General features: G+C 72.9%; 16 protein-coding genes. 10 read left to right on the top strand and 6 right to left on the bottom strand.

Translation table 11 applies throughout. The features are described from left to right. The first annotated feature begins 3 nt into the window (after positions 1-3). From V1634_RS13925 to V1634_RS13895, 7 genes are all read left to right on the top strand, one after another. Entirely contained in the window at positions 4-381 is a 378-nt protein-coding gene (locus tag V1634_RS13925; RefSeq protein ID WP_203860499.1) for a roadblock/LC7 domain-containing protein, read from the top strand. 96 nt (positions 382-477) lie between these two features. Continuing rightward, positions 478-1677 carry an ABC transporter substrate-binding protein gene (locus V1634_RS13920; RefSeq protein WP_331208201.1) on the top strand — a complete coding sequence of 400 codons (1200 nt, stop codon included), beginning with the start codon at positions 478-480 and terminating at the stop codon, positions 1675-1677. Beyond that, the gene (locus V1634_RS13915; RefSeq protein ID WP_331208200.1) at positions 1674-2591 is read left to right on the top strand and encodes a branched-chain amino acid ABC transporter permease; all 918 of its coding nucleotides are present in this window, start codon (positions 1674-1676) and stop codon (positions 2589-2591) included. The genes V1634_RS13920 and V1634_RS13915 overlap by 4 nt, the downstream gene beginning before the upstream one ends. Continuing rightward, complete coding sequence (locus V1634_RS13910; RefSeq protein ID WP_331208199.1) at positions 2588-3658, top strand: branched-chain amino acid ABC transporter permease; 1071 nt, start codon at positions 2588-2590, stop codon at positions 3656-3658. The genes V1634_RS13915 and V1634_RS13910 overlap by 4 nt, the downstream gene beginning before the upstream one ends. Then, positions 3655-4401: an ABC transporter ATP-binding protein gene (locus tag V1634_RS13905; protein ID WP_331208198.1), complete on the top strand. Its 747-nt coding sequence runs from the start codon at positions 3655-3657 to the stop codon at positions 4399-4401. The genes V1634_RS13910 and V1634_RS13905 overlap by 4 nt, the downstream gene beginning before the upstream one ends. Beyond that, entirely contained in the window at positions 4401-5297 is an 897-nt protein-coding gene (locus V1634_RS13900; protein ID WP_331208197.1) for an ABC transporter ATP-binding protein, read from the top strand. Before V1634_RS13905 ends, V1634_RS13900 begins: the two co-directional genes overlap by 1 nt. Positions 5298-5433: 136 nt before the next feature. Further along, on the top strand, positions 5434-6243 hold the full coding sequence (locus tag V1634_RS13895; RefSeq protein WP_331208196.1) for a class I SAM-dependent methyltransferase: 810 nt from the start codon (positions 5434-5436) through the stop codon (positions 6241-6243). 333 nt (positions 6244-6576) lie between these two features. On the opposite strand, the gene V1634_RS13890 is transcribed toward V1634_RS13895, so the two are convergent. The 5 genes from V1634_RS13890 to V1634_RS13870 form a co-directional block, all read right to left on the bottom strand. Then, entirely contained in the window at positions 6577-6825 is a 249-nt protein-coding gene (locus tag V1634_RS13890; RefSeq protein WP_331208195.1) for a flavin reductase, read from the bottom strand. A 385-nt stretch (positions 6826-7210) separates the two neighbouring features. Beyond that, positions 7211-7453 carry a hypothetical protein gene (locus V1634_RS13885; RefSeq protein WP_331208194.1) on the bottom strand — a complete coding sequence of 81 codons (243 nt, stop codon included), beginning with the start codon at positions 7451-7453 and terminating at the stop codon, positions 7211-7213. 10 nt (positions 7454-7463) lie between these two features. Then, positions 7464-7646, bottom strand: coding sequence for a hypothetical protein (locus tag V1634_RS13880; protein ID WP_331208193.1), 183 nt, complete (start codon positions 7644-7646; stop codon positions 7464-7466). 614 nt (positions 7647-8260) lie between these two features. Continuing rightward, on the bottom strand, positions 8261-9718 hold the full coding sequence (locus V1634_RS13875) for a WD40 repeat domain-containing protein (RefSeq protein ID WP_331208192.1): 1458 nt from the start codon (positions 9716-9718) through the stop codon (positions 8261-8263). After that, complete coding sequence (locus V1634_RS13870; protein ID WP_331208397.1) at positions 9715-10227, bottom strand: SigE family RNA polymerase sigma factor; 513 nt, start codon at positions 10225-10227, stop codon at positions 9715-9717. Before V1634_RS13870 ends, V1634_RS13875 begins: the two co-directional genes overlap by 4 nt. Positions 10228-10410: 183 nt before the next feature. Between V1634_RS13870 and V1634_RS13865 the strand changes: the two genes are divergently transcribed. Then, positions 10411-11307: a hypothetical protein gene (locus V1634_RS13865; RefSeq protein ID WP_331208191.1), complete on the top strand. Its 897-nt coding sequence runs from the start codon at positions 10411-10413 to the stop codon at positions 11305-11307. A gap of 383 nt (positions 11308-11690) precedes the next feature. On the opposite strand, the gene V1634_RS13860 is transcribed toward V1634_RS13865, so the two are convergent. Continuing rightward, positions 11691-13520, bottom strand: coding sequence for a glycoside hydrolase family 15 protein (locus tag V1634_RS13860; protein ID WP_331208190.1), 1830 nt, complete (start codon positions 13518-13520; stop codon positions 11691-11693). Between the two features lie 196 nt (positions 13521-13716). Between V1634_RS13860 and V1634_RS13855 the strand changes: the two genes are divergently transcribed. Both V1634_RS13855 and V1634_RS13850 read left to right on the top strand, forming a co-directional pair. Next, on the top strand, positions 13717-14898 hold the full coding sequence (locus V1634_RS13855) for an FUSC family protein (protein WP_331208189.1): 1182 nt from the start codon (positions 13717-13719) through the stop codon (positions 14896-14898). 65 nt (positions 14899-14963) lie between these two features. After that, complete coding sequence (locus V1634_RS13850; RefSeq protein WP_331208188.1) at positions 14964-16163, top strand: FUSC family protein; 1200 nt, start codon at positions 14964-14966, stop codon at positions 16161-16163. Positions 16164-16188 lie beyond the last annotated feature (25 nt).

The raw sequence follows: 16188 nt of genomic DNA, 5'->3' as shown, positions 1-16188 counted from the left end.
TGGATGCTGGACAGTTTCGTCGAGCGGGCCCCGGAGGTCAGCCACGCGATCGCCATCTCCAGCGACGGACTGATGGTGGCGTCCACCCGCAACCTGCCGCCGGACCGGGCCGACCAGCTCGCGGCCACCGGCAGCGGCCTGGTCAGCCTGCTCCGTGGCGCGGCGGGCTTCTTCGAGGCGGGCGCGGTGATCTCCAACGTCACCCAGCTCGAGGGCGGCTTCATGTTCTCGATGGCGTTCAACGACGGTGCCTCGCTGCTGGTGCTCGCCGCGCCCAGCTGCGACGTCGGCAAGGTCTCCTACGAGATGACAGAACTGGCGAACCGGATTGGAGACGTACTGACGCCGGCGGCCCGCGCCGCGGTGGCGCAACGACGCTGACGCGGCGAGGTACCCGGGTCCGGAGCCAGTTCCGGCGACCACCACCACGAGCACACCTTCCCCACAACCTTCCCTCACCCCTCGACTGGAGAAGTCATGCCTTTCCCCACCGGTACGAGCCGGCGTCGCGCCCTGACCGGCGCGCTGCTCGCCCTCGGGTTGACCGTGGCCGGCAGCGCCTGCAACAGCGGCGGCGACACCGGCGGCACGCCGGGCACGATAAAGATCGGCCTCCTCGCCTCGCTGTCCGGCACCTACGAGGCGGTCGGCACGGAGATCCGCGACGGTTTCGAGCTCTACCTGCGGATGCACGACGGCAAGCTCGGCGGCCACAAGGTGGACCTGATCGTCGCCGACGAGGGCAACGGCGCGCAGACCGCCGTACCGGCGGCGACGAAGCTGATCAAACAGGATCGGGTGCAGGCGCTCACCGGCATCGTCGGTGGCGGCTCGGTGGCCGGGGTCGCCCCGGTGCTCGCCGAGGCGAAGATCCCGTTCGTCGGCTCCAACGGCAACCCCGGGCTGAAGGACGTCTCCCGGTCCTGGTTCACCTCCTACCTCTCCGACGAGCCGGGCGCGGCGATCGCCGAGTACGTCCGGGACAACGTCAAGGGCGAGGTCTTCGCGATCGGCCCGAACTACCAGGGCGGCTGGGACGAGCTGCGCGGCTTCACCGAGACCTTCACCGAGATCGGCGGCAAGCTCGCCAACCCGGACGGCAAGACGCTCTGGACGCCGTTCCCGCAGACGACGAACTTCCTGCCGTACTTCGCGAAGATCAAGGCGTCCGGTGCGGAGGCGGTCTTCACCTTCTACGCCGGCAACGCCGCCGTCGACTTCGTCAAGCAGTACGCCCAGTCGGAGATCAAGGACCTGCCGCTCTACGCCGCCGGCTTCCTCACCGAGGGCGGCGTGCTGAACGCCCAGGGCGAGGCGGCCCGGAACATCTACTCCGTACTCAACTACTCGCCCGACCTGGACAACGCCGAGAACCGCTCCTTCGTCGCCGCCTGGAAGGAGAACCACGACGGTTCGCCGACCACCTACGCGATGGCCTCGTACGACGCGGCGGCGGTGCTGGACAAGGCGATCGGCGCGGCCGGCGACAACCCCACCCCGGAGGAGATCAACAAGGCGATCGCCGGGCTCGGCCAGATCGACAGCCCGCGCGGCACCTGGCAGTTCTCCAAGGAGACGCACTCGCCGGTGCAGAAGTGGTATCTGCGGCAGGTCCGGCAGGACGGGCGGGCGCTCTCCAACACCGTCGTCGGTGACCTGGCGACCGTGGGCGGATGATGCTGCAAGCGGCACCGGTACTCGGCCCGGTCGACCCGTACCTGATCCCGGCGCTGGACGGCGTCGCCTACGGGCTGCTGCTCTTCGTCGCGGCATCCGGGCTGGTGTTCTGCTTCGGCGTGGCGAACATCCTCAACCTGGCGCACGGCCTGCTGTACGCGATCGGCGCGTACCTCGCCGCGGCGGTGCTGGACGGCGGCTGGGGGAGCCTGCTGCTCGCCCTGGGCCTGGGGACGCTGGCGGCGGCCGGTGCGGGAGGTCTGCTCGCGGGCCTGCTCGCGCCGGTCGCCCGGCGGGACCATCTGACCCAGGCACTGCTGACCTTCGGGGTCGCGCTCGCCGGGGGCGCCCTGCTGGTCACCGCCTTCGGTCCGGACAGCCTGCCGGTGCACATCCCCGCCGCGCTGGACCGTTCGGTGGAGGTGGCCGGGCACCGGTACGCGGCGTACCGGCTGGTCTTCATCGGGGTGGCGGCGCTGATCGCGGTGCTGCTCTGGCTGGCGGTGGCCAAGACCCGGGCCGGGATGCTGGTCCGGGCGGCGGTCGACGACGCCGACATGGTCGCCTGCCTCGGGGTGAACCCGGCCCGGATCCGGCTCGGCGTGCTCGGTGCGGCCGGTGCGCTGGCCGGGGCCGCCGGGGTGCTCGGGGCACCGATCATCGGTCCGGCCCCGACGACCGCCGACACCGTGCTGCTGCTCTCGCTGGTCGTGGTGGTGCTCGGCGGCCTCGGCTCGGTCCAGGGCACCCTGCTGGCCGCCCTCGCGGTCGGCGAGATCCAGAGCCTCGGCGTCGCGCTGGCGCCGACGGCCGCGCCGTTCCTGCTCTTCGCGGCGATGGCCCTGGTGCTGGCCGTCCGGGCCCGTGGGCTGCCCGGTCGGTTCCTGCGGCTGCGCGCCGGGAGTACGCCGTGACCCCGGCCGCCCGGCGCTGGCTGGTCCGGGCCGGGGGAGTCGGACTGCTCGCCGTCGCCGTGGCGGTGCCCTGGTCCGTGGACGCCTACACCACCTCGCTCTTCGCCCGCACCCTGGTGTTGGGGCTGGTCGGGGTGAGCGTGGCGCTGCTGACCGGTCTGGCCGGGCTGCCCACGCTGGGCCAGACGGGGCCGTACGCCGCCGGCGCCTACGCCAGTGCCCTGGTCGCGATGCACGTCTCGCCGGTCGGGGTGGTGCAGGTGCTCGCCGGGGCGGCGACCGGGGCACTCTTCGCCCTGCTCACCGTCCCGCTGGTGGTGTACGCCCGAGGCGTGGTCGTCCTGATGATTACCCTGGCCATCGGTGAACTGACGGTGACCGCCGCCGGTCGGTGGACGTCGGTCACCGGAGGGACCGACGGGCTCGCCGGAATCCCGGCGATCCAGCCCGTCTGGGGCATGGCTCCGCTGGCCAGCGACCGGGCACGCTATCTGTACACGCTGGTCGTGGTCGGGGTGGTGATAGCGGCCATGGTGATGCTGCTGCGTACGCCGGCAGGGCTGCTGTTGCGGGCCAGCCGGGACGACGAGGCGCGGACCCGCGCCTCCGGACACCGGGTCACCGGTTACCTGGCGGTGACCTTCGTCGGGGCGGGTGCGGTGGCGGGAGTGGCCGGTTCGCTGCTGATCACCGCACAGCAGTACGTCTCGCCGGCCGACTTCGGCTTCGACGTCTCCGCACTTCTGCTGCTCGGCGTGGTGATCGGTGGCGCGGCGTCGATCGGCGGCGCGATCGTCGGTACCGCCCTGGTGATCGCGGTACGGGACTGGCTCTCCGGCCTGCTGCCCGGCTACGCGCCGCTGCTGCTCGGCGGTCTCTTCGTGCTGACCGCCTATCTCTTCCCCCGTGGCGTGGCCGGTTTCTCGACCGAACTCGCCAACCTGGTCAGGTCCCGCTCGCGGGACCGGACCGGGCCGGGGGATCGCCCCGGGACGGGAATCCAGGGCCGCCCGTCCCGGGGCGAACCCGTCACCGCCGCCCGGCTGTCGAACGGGGAGAGACGATGACGGCACTGCTGACGGCCGAGGCGGTGGTCCGCCGGTACGGCTCGCTGGTCGCGGTGGACCGGGTGGACCTCCGGGTCGCCGACGGGGAGCGGCACGCCCTGATCGGGCCGAACGGTGCCGGCAAGACGACCCTGCTCGACCTGATCGGCGGGGCGACCCGGGTCGACGGTGGACGGATCCACTTCGACGGTCGGGACATCACCCGGCTCGGCCCGGCACGCCGGGCGAGGATCGGGATCGGCCGGATCCACCAGCGTCCGGCCGTGTGGCCGTCGCTGACCGCGGTGGAGAACGTCGTGGTCGCCGGCTGGCACCAGGCCGGCGGATTCCGGGGCGTGCGTACCCGGGACCGGTTCCGGCGGCGGCTGCGCGAGCCGGCGATGGCCCTGCTCGACCGGGTCGGCCTCGCCGACACGGCGTCGAGCACGGCCGCGCACCTGTCGCACGGCCAGCGGCGCCAGTTGGAGATCGCGATGGCGCTGGCCGGGCGGCCCCGCCTGGTGCTGCTCGACGAGCCGGCCGCCGGGCTATCCAATGTGGAGGTCCACCGGCTGGCCGAGCTGTTGGCGGGGCTGCCCCGGGACGTCTCGGTGCTGCTCGTGGAGCACCGGTTGGACCTGGTGTACGCCCTGGCCGACACGGTCACCGTGCTGCACGACGGACGGCTGGTCGCCAGCGGCGAGCCGGACGAGATCCGCACCGCTCCCGCCGTGCGGCGGGCGTACGCCGAGGCGGTGCGGTGATGCTGCGGGTGCAGGGGCTGTACGCCGGCTACGACGGCGGTACGGTGCTGCACGACATCGACATCGAGGTGCCGGCCGGTACGGTGCAGGCGCTGGTCGGCCGCAACGGCGCCGGCAAGAGCACCCTGGTGCACGCGGTCGCCGGCCTGCTCCGGCCGTACCGGGGAATCGTCTCGGTCGACGGCGCGGACCTTGCCGGCAGGCCGGCGCACCGGGTGGCCCGGGCCGGTGTCGGGCTGGTGCCGCAGGGGCGGCGGGTGTTCCCCCGGCTGACCGTGGCGGAGCACCTGACGCTGGCCGCATCGCTGCGCCGTCGCAGCGGCCCGCGGTCCGGTCCGAACTGGACGGTTCCCGGGGTGCTGGAACTGCTGCCCCGACTGGCCGAGCGGTTGGACCACCGGGGCAACCAGCTCTCCGGTGGGGAGCAGCAGATGCTCGCCATCGCCCGGGCGCTGCTCATCCAGCCCCGGGTGCTGCTCCTCGACGAACCGGGCGAGGGGCTCGCCCCGGATCTGGCGGCCCGGGTACGCGAGCTGGTGACCCGGCTCGCCGGAGCCGGGCTCTGCATTCTGCTCGTCGAACAACAACTCCAGCATGCGGTCGAGGTCGCCGACCGGATCGCGGTGCTGGACTACGGCCGGCTGGTCTTCGCGGACTCGACGGCCGCCGTGCGCGCCGACCCCGCCCCGGTGGAGGCGGTACTCAGTGTGGCGGGCGCGGCCATGCCGGCAGGGGCCGGACCGGTCCCGTCCGGCCAGGAGTCGACGGCCCCGACCGGGCCCGGCTCCGTCCGCTCCGGGCCAACGGGAGGCCCGGGCGTGCTCGTCCCTGACTCCGAATCCCCGGCGGGCTCCTCGTCCGCCCCGACCACATCCTCTTCCTCATCCGCACCCTGAGAACCGTCGGATCCCGACGTTCGTCACAGCGCTGACTGGCGTGTCCGCACCGGTCCCCCCATGCACCTCCGGTGCCGACGCGCGATGAAGCCTGGGCGGGTCGTCGTCACAGATCATCACGAAGGAGGTACCGATCGTGACTGCCACCCCTGTCAAGAGCAGCTACGCGTTCGACAACCGCTCTCCGGAGGCCGAGGCGCAGATGCGTGCGCTGGAGGCGTTCCTCGACCCGATAACGGCGGAGCGGCTCGCCCCGGTGCTGACCCCCGGCGCGAAATGCTGGGAACTGGGCGCCGGTGGCGGCTCCGTCGCCCGGCACATGGCCAGGGTCGTCGGCCCCACCGGCCTGGTCGTCGCGACCGACATCGAACCGTCCCGGCTGGAGCCGGAGGGGAACCTCGTCGTACGCCAGCACGACGTCCGGACCGGCGCGCCGGAGGGCGGCCCGTTCGACGTGATCCACGCCCGGCTCGTCCTGCTGCACCTGCCCGAGCGGCGGCGGGTACTCGCCGAGCTGATCGGTGCGCTGGCCCCGGGCGGCTGGTTGGTCGTCGAGGAGTTCGACTGCACCGCCGGACTGCGGGTGCTGGCCGCCCCGACCGACGACGCGGCGAAGCTCTTCCAGCAGGTGATGGAGGCGACCCTCGGCATCCTCCAGGACCGGGGCGCGGACCTGGCCTGGGCGCAGGACGTACACACCGAGATGGTGCTGGCCGGGCTGACCGACGTGGACACCATCACGCACTCGCAGAGCTGGCCGGGCGGCTCGACCGGGGCGTCGCTGCACGAGACGAACTCCCGCCAGCTCGAACCCCGGCTGCTCGCCACCGGCCTCTCCCCGAACCAGTTGGAGGGGTTCCGGGAACTGGCCAAGGACCCGGCCTTCGCCTCGCTCTCCTACCAGTTCGTCTCCACCCGGGGCCGCCGCCCGAGCGGCCTGAACTGACCATCTCCCCGCGCCAGCGGGCGGCGGGTCGGGGCCGACGCGGCCGCTTCCTCCCCAGCAGAAGGCCGCAGGATCCGCCGCCCCCGGCTGGCCGGTCCGGGGGGGGGGCCCCCCGCCGCCGGCGCCCCCCGCCCCCCCACCCCCCCCCGGGGGCCGGGGGGGGGGGCCCCCGGGCGCCCCCCGCCCCCCCCCCGGACCACCACGTCCATCCGCCAGGACTGCTGGATCCTCCAGGAATGCCGAGAGCGGTGGCTTTGGACCGAGGCACCGTTTCGCAGACTGTCGAGCTGCCCCGCCCGTGCACCCGGGTTCGCGCGGCACCGACCCCACCGATCAGCGGCGGCGGGGCACCCGGTAGAGGATCTGCCCGGCGAGCAGTGCGGGATGTGTGTCGGGCAACTCCCGCAACGCGCGGGCGAGGTGCGCGCCGAGGTACACCATCAGGCCCACCCGGTCGTCGCGGTAGGCGGCGGCCAGCGCCAGCCGGGCGGGTCGGCAGGGCCAGGGATCGGTGCACCTGCGGCACCGGTACGACGGGTGCGTCGGGGTGTGCCTACGCCAGCGTTCCTGCGGGCCGATCACCGGTCACACGCGTGCACCACGCCGGCCCGCTACTCCGGCGCGGGCGTCGGTCCGGCCGCGCGACCGTTCGCCCGAGGACGCCATCATGGCCGAGCAGTTCGCGCACCTGCTGCGGATGACCGAACGGCCCTACATCCGGCGGGGCCGGTGCTGGCCTTCGGGCCGGAGGCGTGGCGGGCCTTCGTCAGCCTCGTTGCCCGGCAGCGCTAGCGCGGTCCCTGCCCGGCCGGCGGAAGCCCGTAGCCCGTACATCACCAGGTGCCCGATTCCGCCGGGCCGCGGCAGTCCGGCGACCACGAGTGCCCGGCGGTCCAGGCCGACCGCTGCTCGTCGCGGCCAGGGGCGTGGCGCCGGGACGTGACGAGCAGCGGCAGGAGACGTACGGTCAGCGTGACCGGGTCAGCTTGCCCCGGTCGATCCGATGGTTGGCGGCGACCTTGGCGAGTTCTTCGTAGAGTCGTTCCGGTTGGTCGGGGTTGAGTTCGAGGCCAGCAGGCGCCTCGATCACCGTCGCGCGCAGCGCGGGGTGACCGGTGGAGACCACTTCCACAGGGGTCGGATCATCCGAGGGGCAGGCCGCCAGGCCCACGATGGTGCCGTGGATGTCGTGGTAGGCCGTCAGGTGCATCAGAACCTCCTCAGGGTCCGATCACGGTCAGCGCGACGGAGAAGTACCGCACGGTGTAGTTGCCGCGGTTCCAGACATTGAAGCCCGCGTAGGCGTAGGTGAAGACCAGATCCCCCTGTACCGAGGGGACCGTGGTGTTGAAGACCTCGGGCACCACCAGCGTTTGGACGGCGTGTGACGTGCTGGTACCCACTTGAGTACTCGGACAGCACATCACCTGGACGGTGCCGTTCTTGTATCGATCACTTGGTCCGTACGACAGCCAGAGGCCCTGTCCGGGAGCTAGATTCCAGGTCCAGTACTGAATCTGGTGAAATACACTTGCCATGTTCCCACCCGATGGATCGCGATTTCTTCTGTCCGCGAGCGTGCGGAATAAGGTCGCCGAGTCGGCCGCACCCGGCGAACCGCCGACTGGCGGTCGGTGCTGATTCCCTCCGCCAGGGCCTGTGATGTGTTGGGCGAGCCGTGCACGACCTTTCTTTCTGGTCAGGCGCCACGCCCCATGTCCAGGACCATAACTGCGGCAAATGGTCAACAGATGCTAGTGTCAGCTCTCTGACCTAACCGTCACATGGTCATTCCGCCGGGTCCTCCATGTTCGACAGCGGGCTGCATATGCCCAGGTCACGAGCGCAGTCTCGCTCGGATGCCGCACCGTGTCCGCCGCACCGCCGATGATGACGCAGTTCGAAAGAAGACCCGGCCGACAATATCTTGGAATGCTCATCGCCGACCACGGGAAGAACGCGTTGGCCCCGCCTCGTTACCGCCGGCCGGGACGCCCGAGCCATCGGCCAGAATCGGCTAGGGATCTGCCCGGAGACGGCGCCGACGGCGGAGTGCGCGAATCGCTGCCAGCGCCACGATCCCAACCACCACGGCGAGACAGCCCAGCGGGACCGCCGCCACCCAGATGATGCCGCGGGCCGGGAAAATGGCGGCCGTCGACGACGGACCGCCGAACCGGCCGTCGGTCAGCAGGTCCTGCGCGACGTCCATCGTGAGCACGTCGTCCGGCGGGTCGATCAGGGTACGGGTCGAGCCGTCCGGGTCCAGGGCGAGCAGGGTGACGTGGCCGGTCTCGTACCAGCCGGTGTCGTTCCAGTCCCGATCACGGGTCTTGTGCGCGCCGCGCTCCGGCTCGTAGCGCAGCACCACCAGTTCACGACCGTTCGCCCAGCCCAACGCCCGCACGGCCTGGCCGGTGACGACGGGGTACCCGACGCCGGGCAGCGTGCGCCCGGTCGCGGCGTCCAGGAAGCCGACGCTCCACCGCCGGGCCGCCAACGCCGCCTCGTCGCACTCGTCGAAGCAGCCGTCGAGGGTGACGGTCGCGATCCGGGTACCGTCCGAAGTGAACGCTCCCGTCCCGGCCAGGTACGTCCGGTCGCCCAGCTCGGCCGACCAGCGCACCCTGCCGCTCCGGTCGACCAGATGCACCGTGCTGCCCTCGGTCACCGCCAGCGTCTGCCCGTCCGGGGCGAAAGCGGCCCGCGACGCGGTGCGGATCGCCTGCGCCGGGGTGAAGTCGCGCAGTGGCAGCAGGGCGTCGGTGGCCAGGTCGAGCAGTGCCAGCCGCTCCGGCTGCCGGACGAGCCCGGTCTGCTGATCGACGGCCTCCGAAAGACCGGAGACCGCGACCAGCAACGAGTTGCCGTCCGGTGCCCAGGCCAGCGGCTCGCAGCAGCCTGTGCCGTGCCGGGCGCCGTGCTGGGTACTCCGGCCGGTCGTCAGGTCGACGACCGTGACGCCGTCGAAATTGTCGAAGCCGGAACCCTGTAGGAAGGACTGGGCGACCCGGGTGCCGTCCGGGGCCAGCAGCGCGCTCTCCCCGGCGGTGACGGTGTCCCAGCCGGCGTAGAGCAACATCCGGTAGTCACCGTCCCGGCCGACCACGGCCAGTTTGCCTTCGCTGTCCACCAGGTCGGTGCCGCGCAGGCCGATCGAGTCGCCGCCGAAGAGCACTGACGCCGGTCCGGGCGGATCCATCTGCACGGTCGCCTGCCACATCCACGGCAGCGACAGTCGTGCCGGCACGGCCGGGCCGCCGTCACCGGTGGTCAACGGCAGCGGGTACGGCCGACCCAGCCCCCAGGGCAGCGCCAACGCGACCAGCAGCACCACCAGTGCGGCCGTACCGGAGCGGAGCAGCCGGGACCGCCGCCGGGCCCGCCGGCCACGCCGCCACACGTCCGGGGTCAGCCGGGCCGGTGGCATCGAGTCGCCGACCTCGGCGAGAACATCGCGCAGTTGCTCCGTCATCTCAGCTCCGCTCCACCGACCAGCTCACCCAGCTCCGGCGCGAGTAACCGCAGCCGGGCCAGAGCGTCCCGGGTCTGGCTCTTCACCGTGTTCACCGAGCAGTCGAGCACTTTCGCCGCCTCGGCCTCGGTGAGGTCCTCGAAGTACCGCAGTACCAGCACGGCTCGCTGGCGGGGCGCGAGCCGGGCCAACGCCTGACGGACGACGACCGCCCGGTCGGTCGCGGCGGCCGGATCGGCGACCGGCGTCTCGGGTGGGCGGGACCACAGCTCCACGCCGCGCCAGCGCCGCCGCCAGAGCGACACGTGCTGCGAGTGCATGATCCGCCGCACGTACGGGTCGGGGTCGCCGCCGGCCACGACCCGCTCCCAGTGCCGGGCGACCCGCTCGAAGGTGATCTGAACCAGGTCCTCGGCCAGGTGCCGGTCGCCGGTCAGCAGGAACGCGATGCGTGACCACCTGGCCAGCCCGCCGGCCAGGTACGCGTTGAATGCCTCCTCGGCGTTCATCTCCACCTTCCCTCCAACCGACCACACGCCGGCCGGTACGGATCGGGGTGGGTGCGCCGCGCGGCGAATGTCCCGGACCGGCGAACGAAGCTCCGCAGGACCGGGCCACGAATCGGGTTGGATTCGATCATGCGACGGCCGGATGAGGTGGAACCGACCGGGGCACCGGCCCGTCTGATTGGCATGAGAACGTGGCGAGGTGTCCGGATAACCTGTGTCGGCGCACTGCTTCTGCTGGTGGCCGCCTGTGCCCGGGAGGGTGCGGGGTCGGGCGGGGACGGGCCGGGCGGCGGATCCGGCGGCGACTCCGGTCCCGCCGACCCGAACGGCGTGGTGCTCCGGGTGGAGCAGGTCGGCGGGTTCGTGGCCCCGGTCTCCCGGCTGACCCGGGTGCCGACGGTGACGATCTACGCGGATGGGCGGGTCATCACCGAGGGGCCCCAGCTCGCCATCTATCCCGGGCCGGCGCTGCCGAACCTCCAGCAGCAGCGCCTCGCCCCGGAGCAGGTCGACCGGCTGGTCGAGCGGGCCCGAGCGGCCGGAGTCGGCTCCGGCGTCGATCTCGGCAGACCGGCGGTCACCGACGTCCCATCGACCCGGTTCACCGTGTCGTCCGCCGCCGGAGTCGACGAGCTGGAGGTCTACGCGCTCTCCGAGGGCGGGCAGAACGCGCCCGGGCTGACCGAGGCGCAACGGGCCGCCCGGGCCGAGTTGCAGAAGCTGCTCGCCGCGCTCACCGATCTGGCCGGGACGCTGGGGCAGGACAAGGTCGACCAGCCGCAGCCGTACCAGGCCCAGGCGGTCGCGGCGGTGGCGATCCCGTGGCGCCCGGACGACAACGGGCTGGCCGCCCCGCCGGAAATCGCCTGGCCCGGCCCGGCGCTGCCGGGGTCACCGCCGGCACCCGGCGTCGACCAGGGCTGTGTGGAAGTACGCGGCGCCGAGGCGACCGCCCTGCTGGCGACGGCAGCCAAGGCGAACGCCCGTACGCCGTGGACCTCCGGCGGTGACCGCTGGCAGGTCGGTCTGCGGCCGTTGCTGCCGGACGAGACCGGCTGCGCCGACCTCTCCGTCGACTAGGTCCCGTGTCACCGGGGTGACGCACCCGCCACCGGTTCCCGCTTCTGTCCCGGGGCGGGGGCATCGGCAGCACGTGGGCGAGACTGGCGCGATGGGGACGGACGAACACCGGGCACGGATACGCCAGCTCCGCCCTGGCCATCGGGGAGGCACTGGTCGCCGTCGGTTCGCCCTCCCCCGGGGAAGTTCGTCATCGATCCGTTCCAGGAGAGCGCGTGCCTTCGCCGACGGGACCTGGCGAAGCGTCGGCGACGACCCCGGGGCCGGGGTCGCGCCCCGCTGCCGCGCGCTCCGGCTTCCCGACTCCCTGGTCGAGCCGCCCTTCGAGCAGTTCCAGGCGTCCTGATCCACCTCGCGGCGGGCGCGGACGGTCGGGGACCGGTTCAGGAGTTCCGGCCCGACCGTTCCGCCCAGGCGTGCAGCGCCTCCCGGTCACCGGCGGCGTCCACGTTCAGCGCCGCCTCGATCAGCGCCAGGTGGGTGAAGGCCTGCGGATAGTTGCCGAGCGCGGTGCCGTCAGCGGTGAGCTGTTCGGCGTACAGGCCGAGCGGGCCGGCGTGCCGGCACAGTTCGGTGAAGGCGTCCCGGGCCTGCTCCACCCGCCCGGCCAGCACCAGGGCCGAGACCAGCTCGAACGAGCAGAGCAGGAAGGCGCCCTCCTCCCCGGGCAGCCCGTCGTCGGCCGCGTAGCGGCGCAGCAGCGCCGGGGCGACACCGAGCCGTTCGCGGATCCGGTCGATGGTGCCGACGACCCGTGGATCGTTGCCGGGCAGGAAACCGACCAGCGGGATGCGGAGCAGCGACGCGTCCAGCTCGGTCGAGCCGTACGCGAGCACGAAGCTGCCGATCCCGGCGTCGTAGCCGCGGTCGAGGATCTCGGCGTGCAGGTCGTCCCGGGCCCGCCGCCACGTCGACACCGGGGCCGTGTCATCGCCGAGCATGCCGGCCAGCGTTACGCCCCGGTCCAGGCACACCCAGGACATCACCTTCGAGTTGACGTAGTGCCGGCACGGTCCACGGATCTCCCAGACGCCGTGGTCCGGTTCCCGCCAGCGGGTGGACATCGTGTCGACCTGGCGCCGGAGCACCGCCCACTCCGGCCCGGTCAGCTCGCCGGTCAACTCCTGGTATGCCAGCGCCGCGTCCAGCACATGCCCGTACGTGTCGAACTGCACCTGGTCGGCGGCCTCGTTGCCGATCCGGACCGGCGACGAGTCGGCATAGCCGGTCAGGTGCGGCAGGATCCGCTCCTCGGCCATGCCGCCGGCGATGCCGACCACCGGTGCGAGCCGGTCCGCCGATCCGGTGCAGACGTCGAGCAGGAACCCCAGATAACGACGGCCCTCCTCGGCGTGCCCGAGCCGGAACAGGGCGAGCAGCAGCAGCGCGGCGTCGCGGTGCCAGGTGTAGCGGTAGTCCCAGTTGCGCACCCCGCCGATCTCCTCCGGCAGCGCGGTCGTCGCCGCCGCGACCAGCGCACCGGTCTCGTCGAAGGAGAGTCCGCGCAGCACCAGGGCGCTGTGCCGGACGGCTGCCGCGCCGACCCCGGCGTAGTCGCTGCGGGCCGACCAGTCCCGCCAGATCCGGCAGGTCTCGGCGAGCAGGGCGGCCCCGTCACCCGGGTCGGTCGGCCCGTTCCCCTCCGGAGGGCTGCCGTAGCCGAGCACGACGTCCACGCTCTGCCCCTCGGTGAGTTCGACCTCGCCGTACAGGTCGGTGTCCCGCAGCTCGAAGGGCAGGTCGGTGTGGAGGCGCAGGCACGGCTCCGGAGCCGACCACCGCGCGCCGATCCGCTCCCAGCCCGGGACACCGCGGCCGTACTCCGGCCGGACGGCGATCCGGACGGCCAGCCGGACCGTTCCCCGCACTGCGGTGAGCCGGCGGACGAGCAGGTGGTCGGCGTGGATCGGCCGCTCGGCGGAACCGGCCCGGACGGCCAGGAAGTCGTGTCCGACGGCCCTGCCGGACGCCGTCCGGTAGCGGCTCTCCAGCACCAGCGTCTCCGGCAGGTACCGGCGGTCCGGGGCCTCCGCACCGGCCACGGTCATCGAGAAGACGCCGGCCCGGCGGTCCAACAGCCGGGCGAAGACCGCGTCGCCGTCGAACCGTGGCACGCAGAACCACTCGACCGCGCCGTCCGGGGCGACCAGCGCCGAGGTGTGGGTGTCGGAGAGGAAGGCGTACGAGTCGATCGGCGGAAATGGGTCGGTCATGCCAACTCCGACGGAATCCGCTCGGGCACGGCGCGCAGGCCGGAGGTCGGCACCGACGAGTACCTCCGTTCTGGGACTGCGGGCAGGTTGCCCGCGCAGCGCTGCCGCTAACCTCCTCCCGCACGCCGGTGCCGGTTCTGGGCGGACGCGGCGCGGACGCGGGGGTTCGACCGGGCCGAGCGGGGTAGTAACGCCCATGGCGCTCCTCCGGGCCCTCCGAGAGCGTGCCGCGCCGTCCACCGATGCCGACGGCCGTCGGATCGGCGCCGCCCTGGCAGCGCTGCGCCACCACGGGCAGCGCAGCGGAGTGGCCCGGCTGCGCCGGTTGCGGACCTATCTGGTACTCGCCGTGCAGGCCGGGTTGGCCGCCTCGCTGGCCTGGGTGATCTCGCACGAACTCGTCGGCGCGGCGGAACCGGTCTTCGCCCCGATCATCGCGGTGGCGGTCGTCGCCACCTCGATCGACCGGCGGCTGCGCCGCAGTCTCGAACTCATGGTGGGGGTGACCATCGGGATCGGCGTCGGAGATCTGCTGATCGCGGTGACCGGTACCGGACCGTGGCAGATCGGGGTCATCGTCGCGCTGGCCATCATGGTGGCGATCGTGCTGCGCGGCAGCTCCTCGCTGATCACCCAGGCCGGCGGTACCGCCGTGCTGATCGCCTCGCTCACCCCGATGACGCAGGACCTCGAGGTACCCCGGTTCGTCAACGCCGGGATCGGTGGTGCCGTCGGCCTGGCCGTCGCACTGCTGTTGCTGCCGCTGAACCCGCTGCGCCTGGTACGGCGGCGGGCGGCACCGATGTTCGAGCAGCTCACCAGACAGCTCGCCGCGACCACCCGGGCCTTGCGGAACCGGGATGCGGAGCAGGCCCAGGACGCGTTGCACACGCTGGCCGGCGACCGGGAGCTACGGCAGCTCCGGGAGGCCCTACAGGCGGCCCGGGAGGTCGTCACCTACTCGCCGTTGCGGTGGAGCCGACGTGGCACCCTGGCCCAGTACGAGGAGGGCGCCGAGCACCTGGAGCAGGCCTTCCGGGACAGCCGGGGGCTGGTCCGCCGGATCGCCAGCATGATCCGCGACGACGAGCCGGTGCCGGACGCGCTGCCCGGTGCCGTCGAGCGGTTCGGCGCGGCGGTGCGCGTGCTGCACCGGGAACTGAGTGCTGGCCGGGAAGCCGACCGGACCCGGGCCGAGACGCTGCGGGCAGTCGCCGAGGCCGGCCGGGCCACCCAGGCCCGACTCGGGTTCCACGGTACCGCCGCCGTCGCCCAACTGCGCACCATGGCCTACGACCTGCTCCGGGCCACCGGGCTCGATCGCTCCGACGCCCGTACGCTGATCCGCCGTACCTTCGCCACCGAGCCCGGCGGATAGTCGCCGTCCGTGTCGCGATCATGGCGTGGCCGGGTTGTCCGGCGCCGGGTCGGGTAGTAGCCGACATGCCGCCCCGCCCCCACTACCGGTCACCGCTGGCCACAGTCGTGCACCGGGTGCGCGGAACCGCCGGTCGTGCCCGCTACGAGGGGCGCCGCGCCACCCGGCTGCGGATGCGGCAACTGGAGATCATCGCGGTGATCGCGGTGCAGGCGGGGCTCGCGGCCGGACTCTCCTGGTGGATCGCGCACAACCTGCTGGGCAACCCGAGCCCGGTTTTCGCACCCACGGCGGCGGTCGGCACGATCGTCGCCGCCCTCGGCCAGCGCACCCGGCGCACGGTCGAACTGCTCGCCGGAGTGGGACTCGGGATCGTCATCGGCGATGCGTTGATCTTCCTGATCGGCACCGGACCGTGGCAGACCGCGGTCGTCGTCACCCTGGCCATCGGGGTCGCGCTCGGCCTGGTGGGCCGGAGCGGGATGGTGGTGAGCCAGGTCGGCGGTACGGCGGTGCTGATCGCGACCCTCTCGCCCAGCGAGCGCGACCTCGAACTTCCCCGCATCGTCGACGCGGCGGTCGGCAGCGGGGTGGGGCTCGTCGTGGTGGTGCTGCTGCTGCCGCTGAACCCGATCCGGGTCGTCAACCGGGCGGCCGCACCGGTCTTCGCCATCCTCGCCGGCCGGCTCCGGGACACCGGGGTGGCGCTGCGGGAGCGGGACCCGGACCGGGCCACCCGGGCGCTGGACGGGCTGCGCGGGATCGAGGCGGACCTGCGGCGGCTACAGGAGGCGGTGAGCGGTGCGGAGGAGGTGGTCAGGGTGGCGCCGCTGCGGTGGCGCCGCCGGCAGGAGTTCGAGCGTCACGCCCGGGGCGTGACGGAGCTGACCCGGGTGATCGAGGGCGCCCGCCACCTGGCCCGGCGTGCGGTGACCGTCATCGACTACCGGGAGCCGATCCCCGACTGCCTGCCCGACGCGATCGAGATGCTGGCGAGCGCGGTATGGGAGTTGAAGTACCAGGCGCGGATCGGGCGGGACACCGGGGGCGCCCGTCGCCGGGCACTGGTCGCCGCCCGTCACGGCGGACGGGCCCGCCGGGAGGGACTGCACAACTTCGGCGACGCGCTCGTCACGCAGTTGCGGGTCTCCGCCGCCGACGTCATCCGGGCCACCGGTTGTCCGAGCCGCCAGGCCGCCCGGGCGGTACGGCGGGCGGCCCGGGACGGCGAGCGGGCCAAACCGGCGTACGACGAGATTGGCTGACCCGCCGGCAGGTCGGCGGACTCGC

It is taken from the genome of Plantactinospora veratri, from assembly GCF_036421995.1.
In the GTDB taxonomy this organism is placed as follows: Bacteria; Actinomycetota; Actinomycetes; order Mycobacteriales; family Micromonosporaceae; genus Plantactinospora; species Plantactinospora veratri.
The sequence above is the reverse complement of the archived record's forward strand: the minus strand, read 5'-3'. Positions and strand labels throughout refer to the sequence as shown.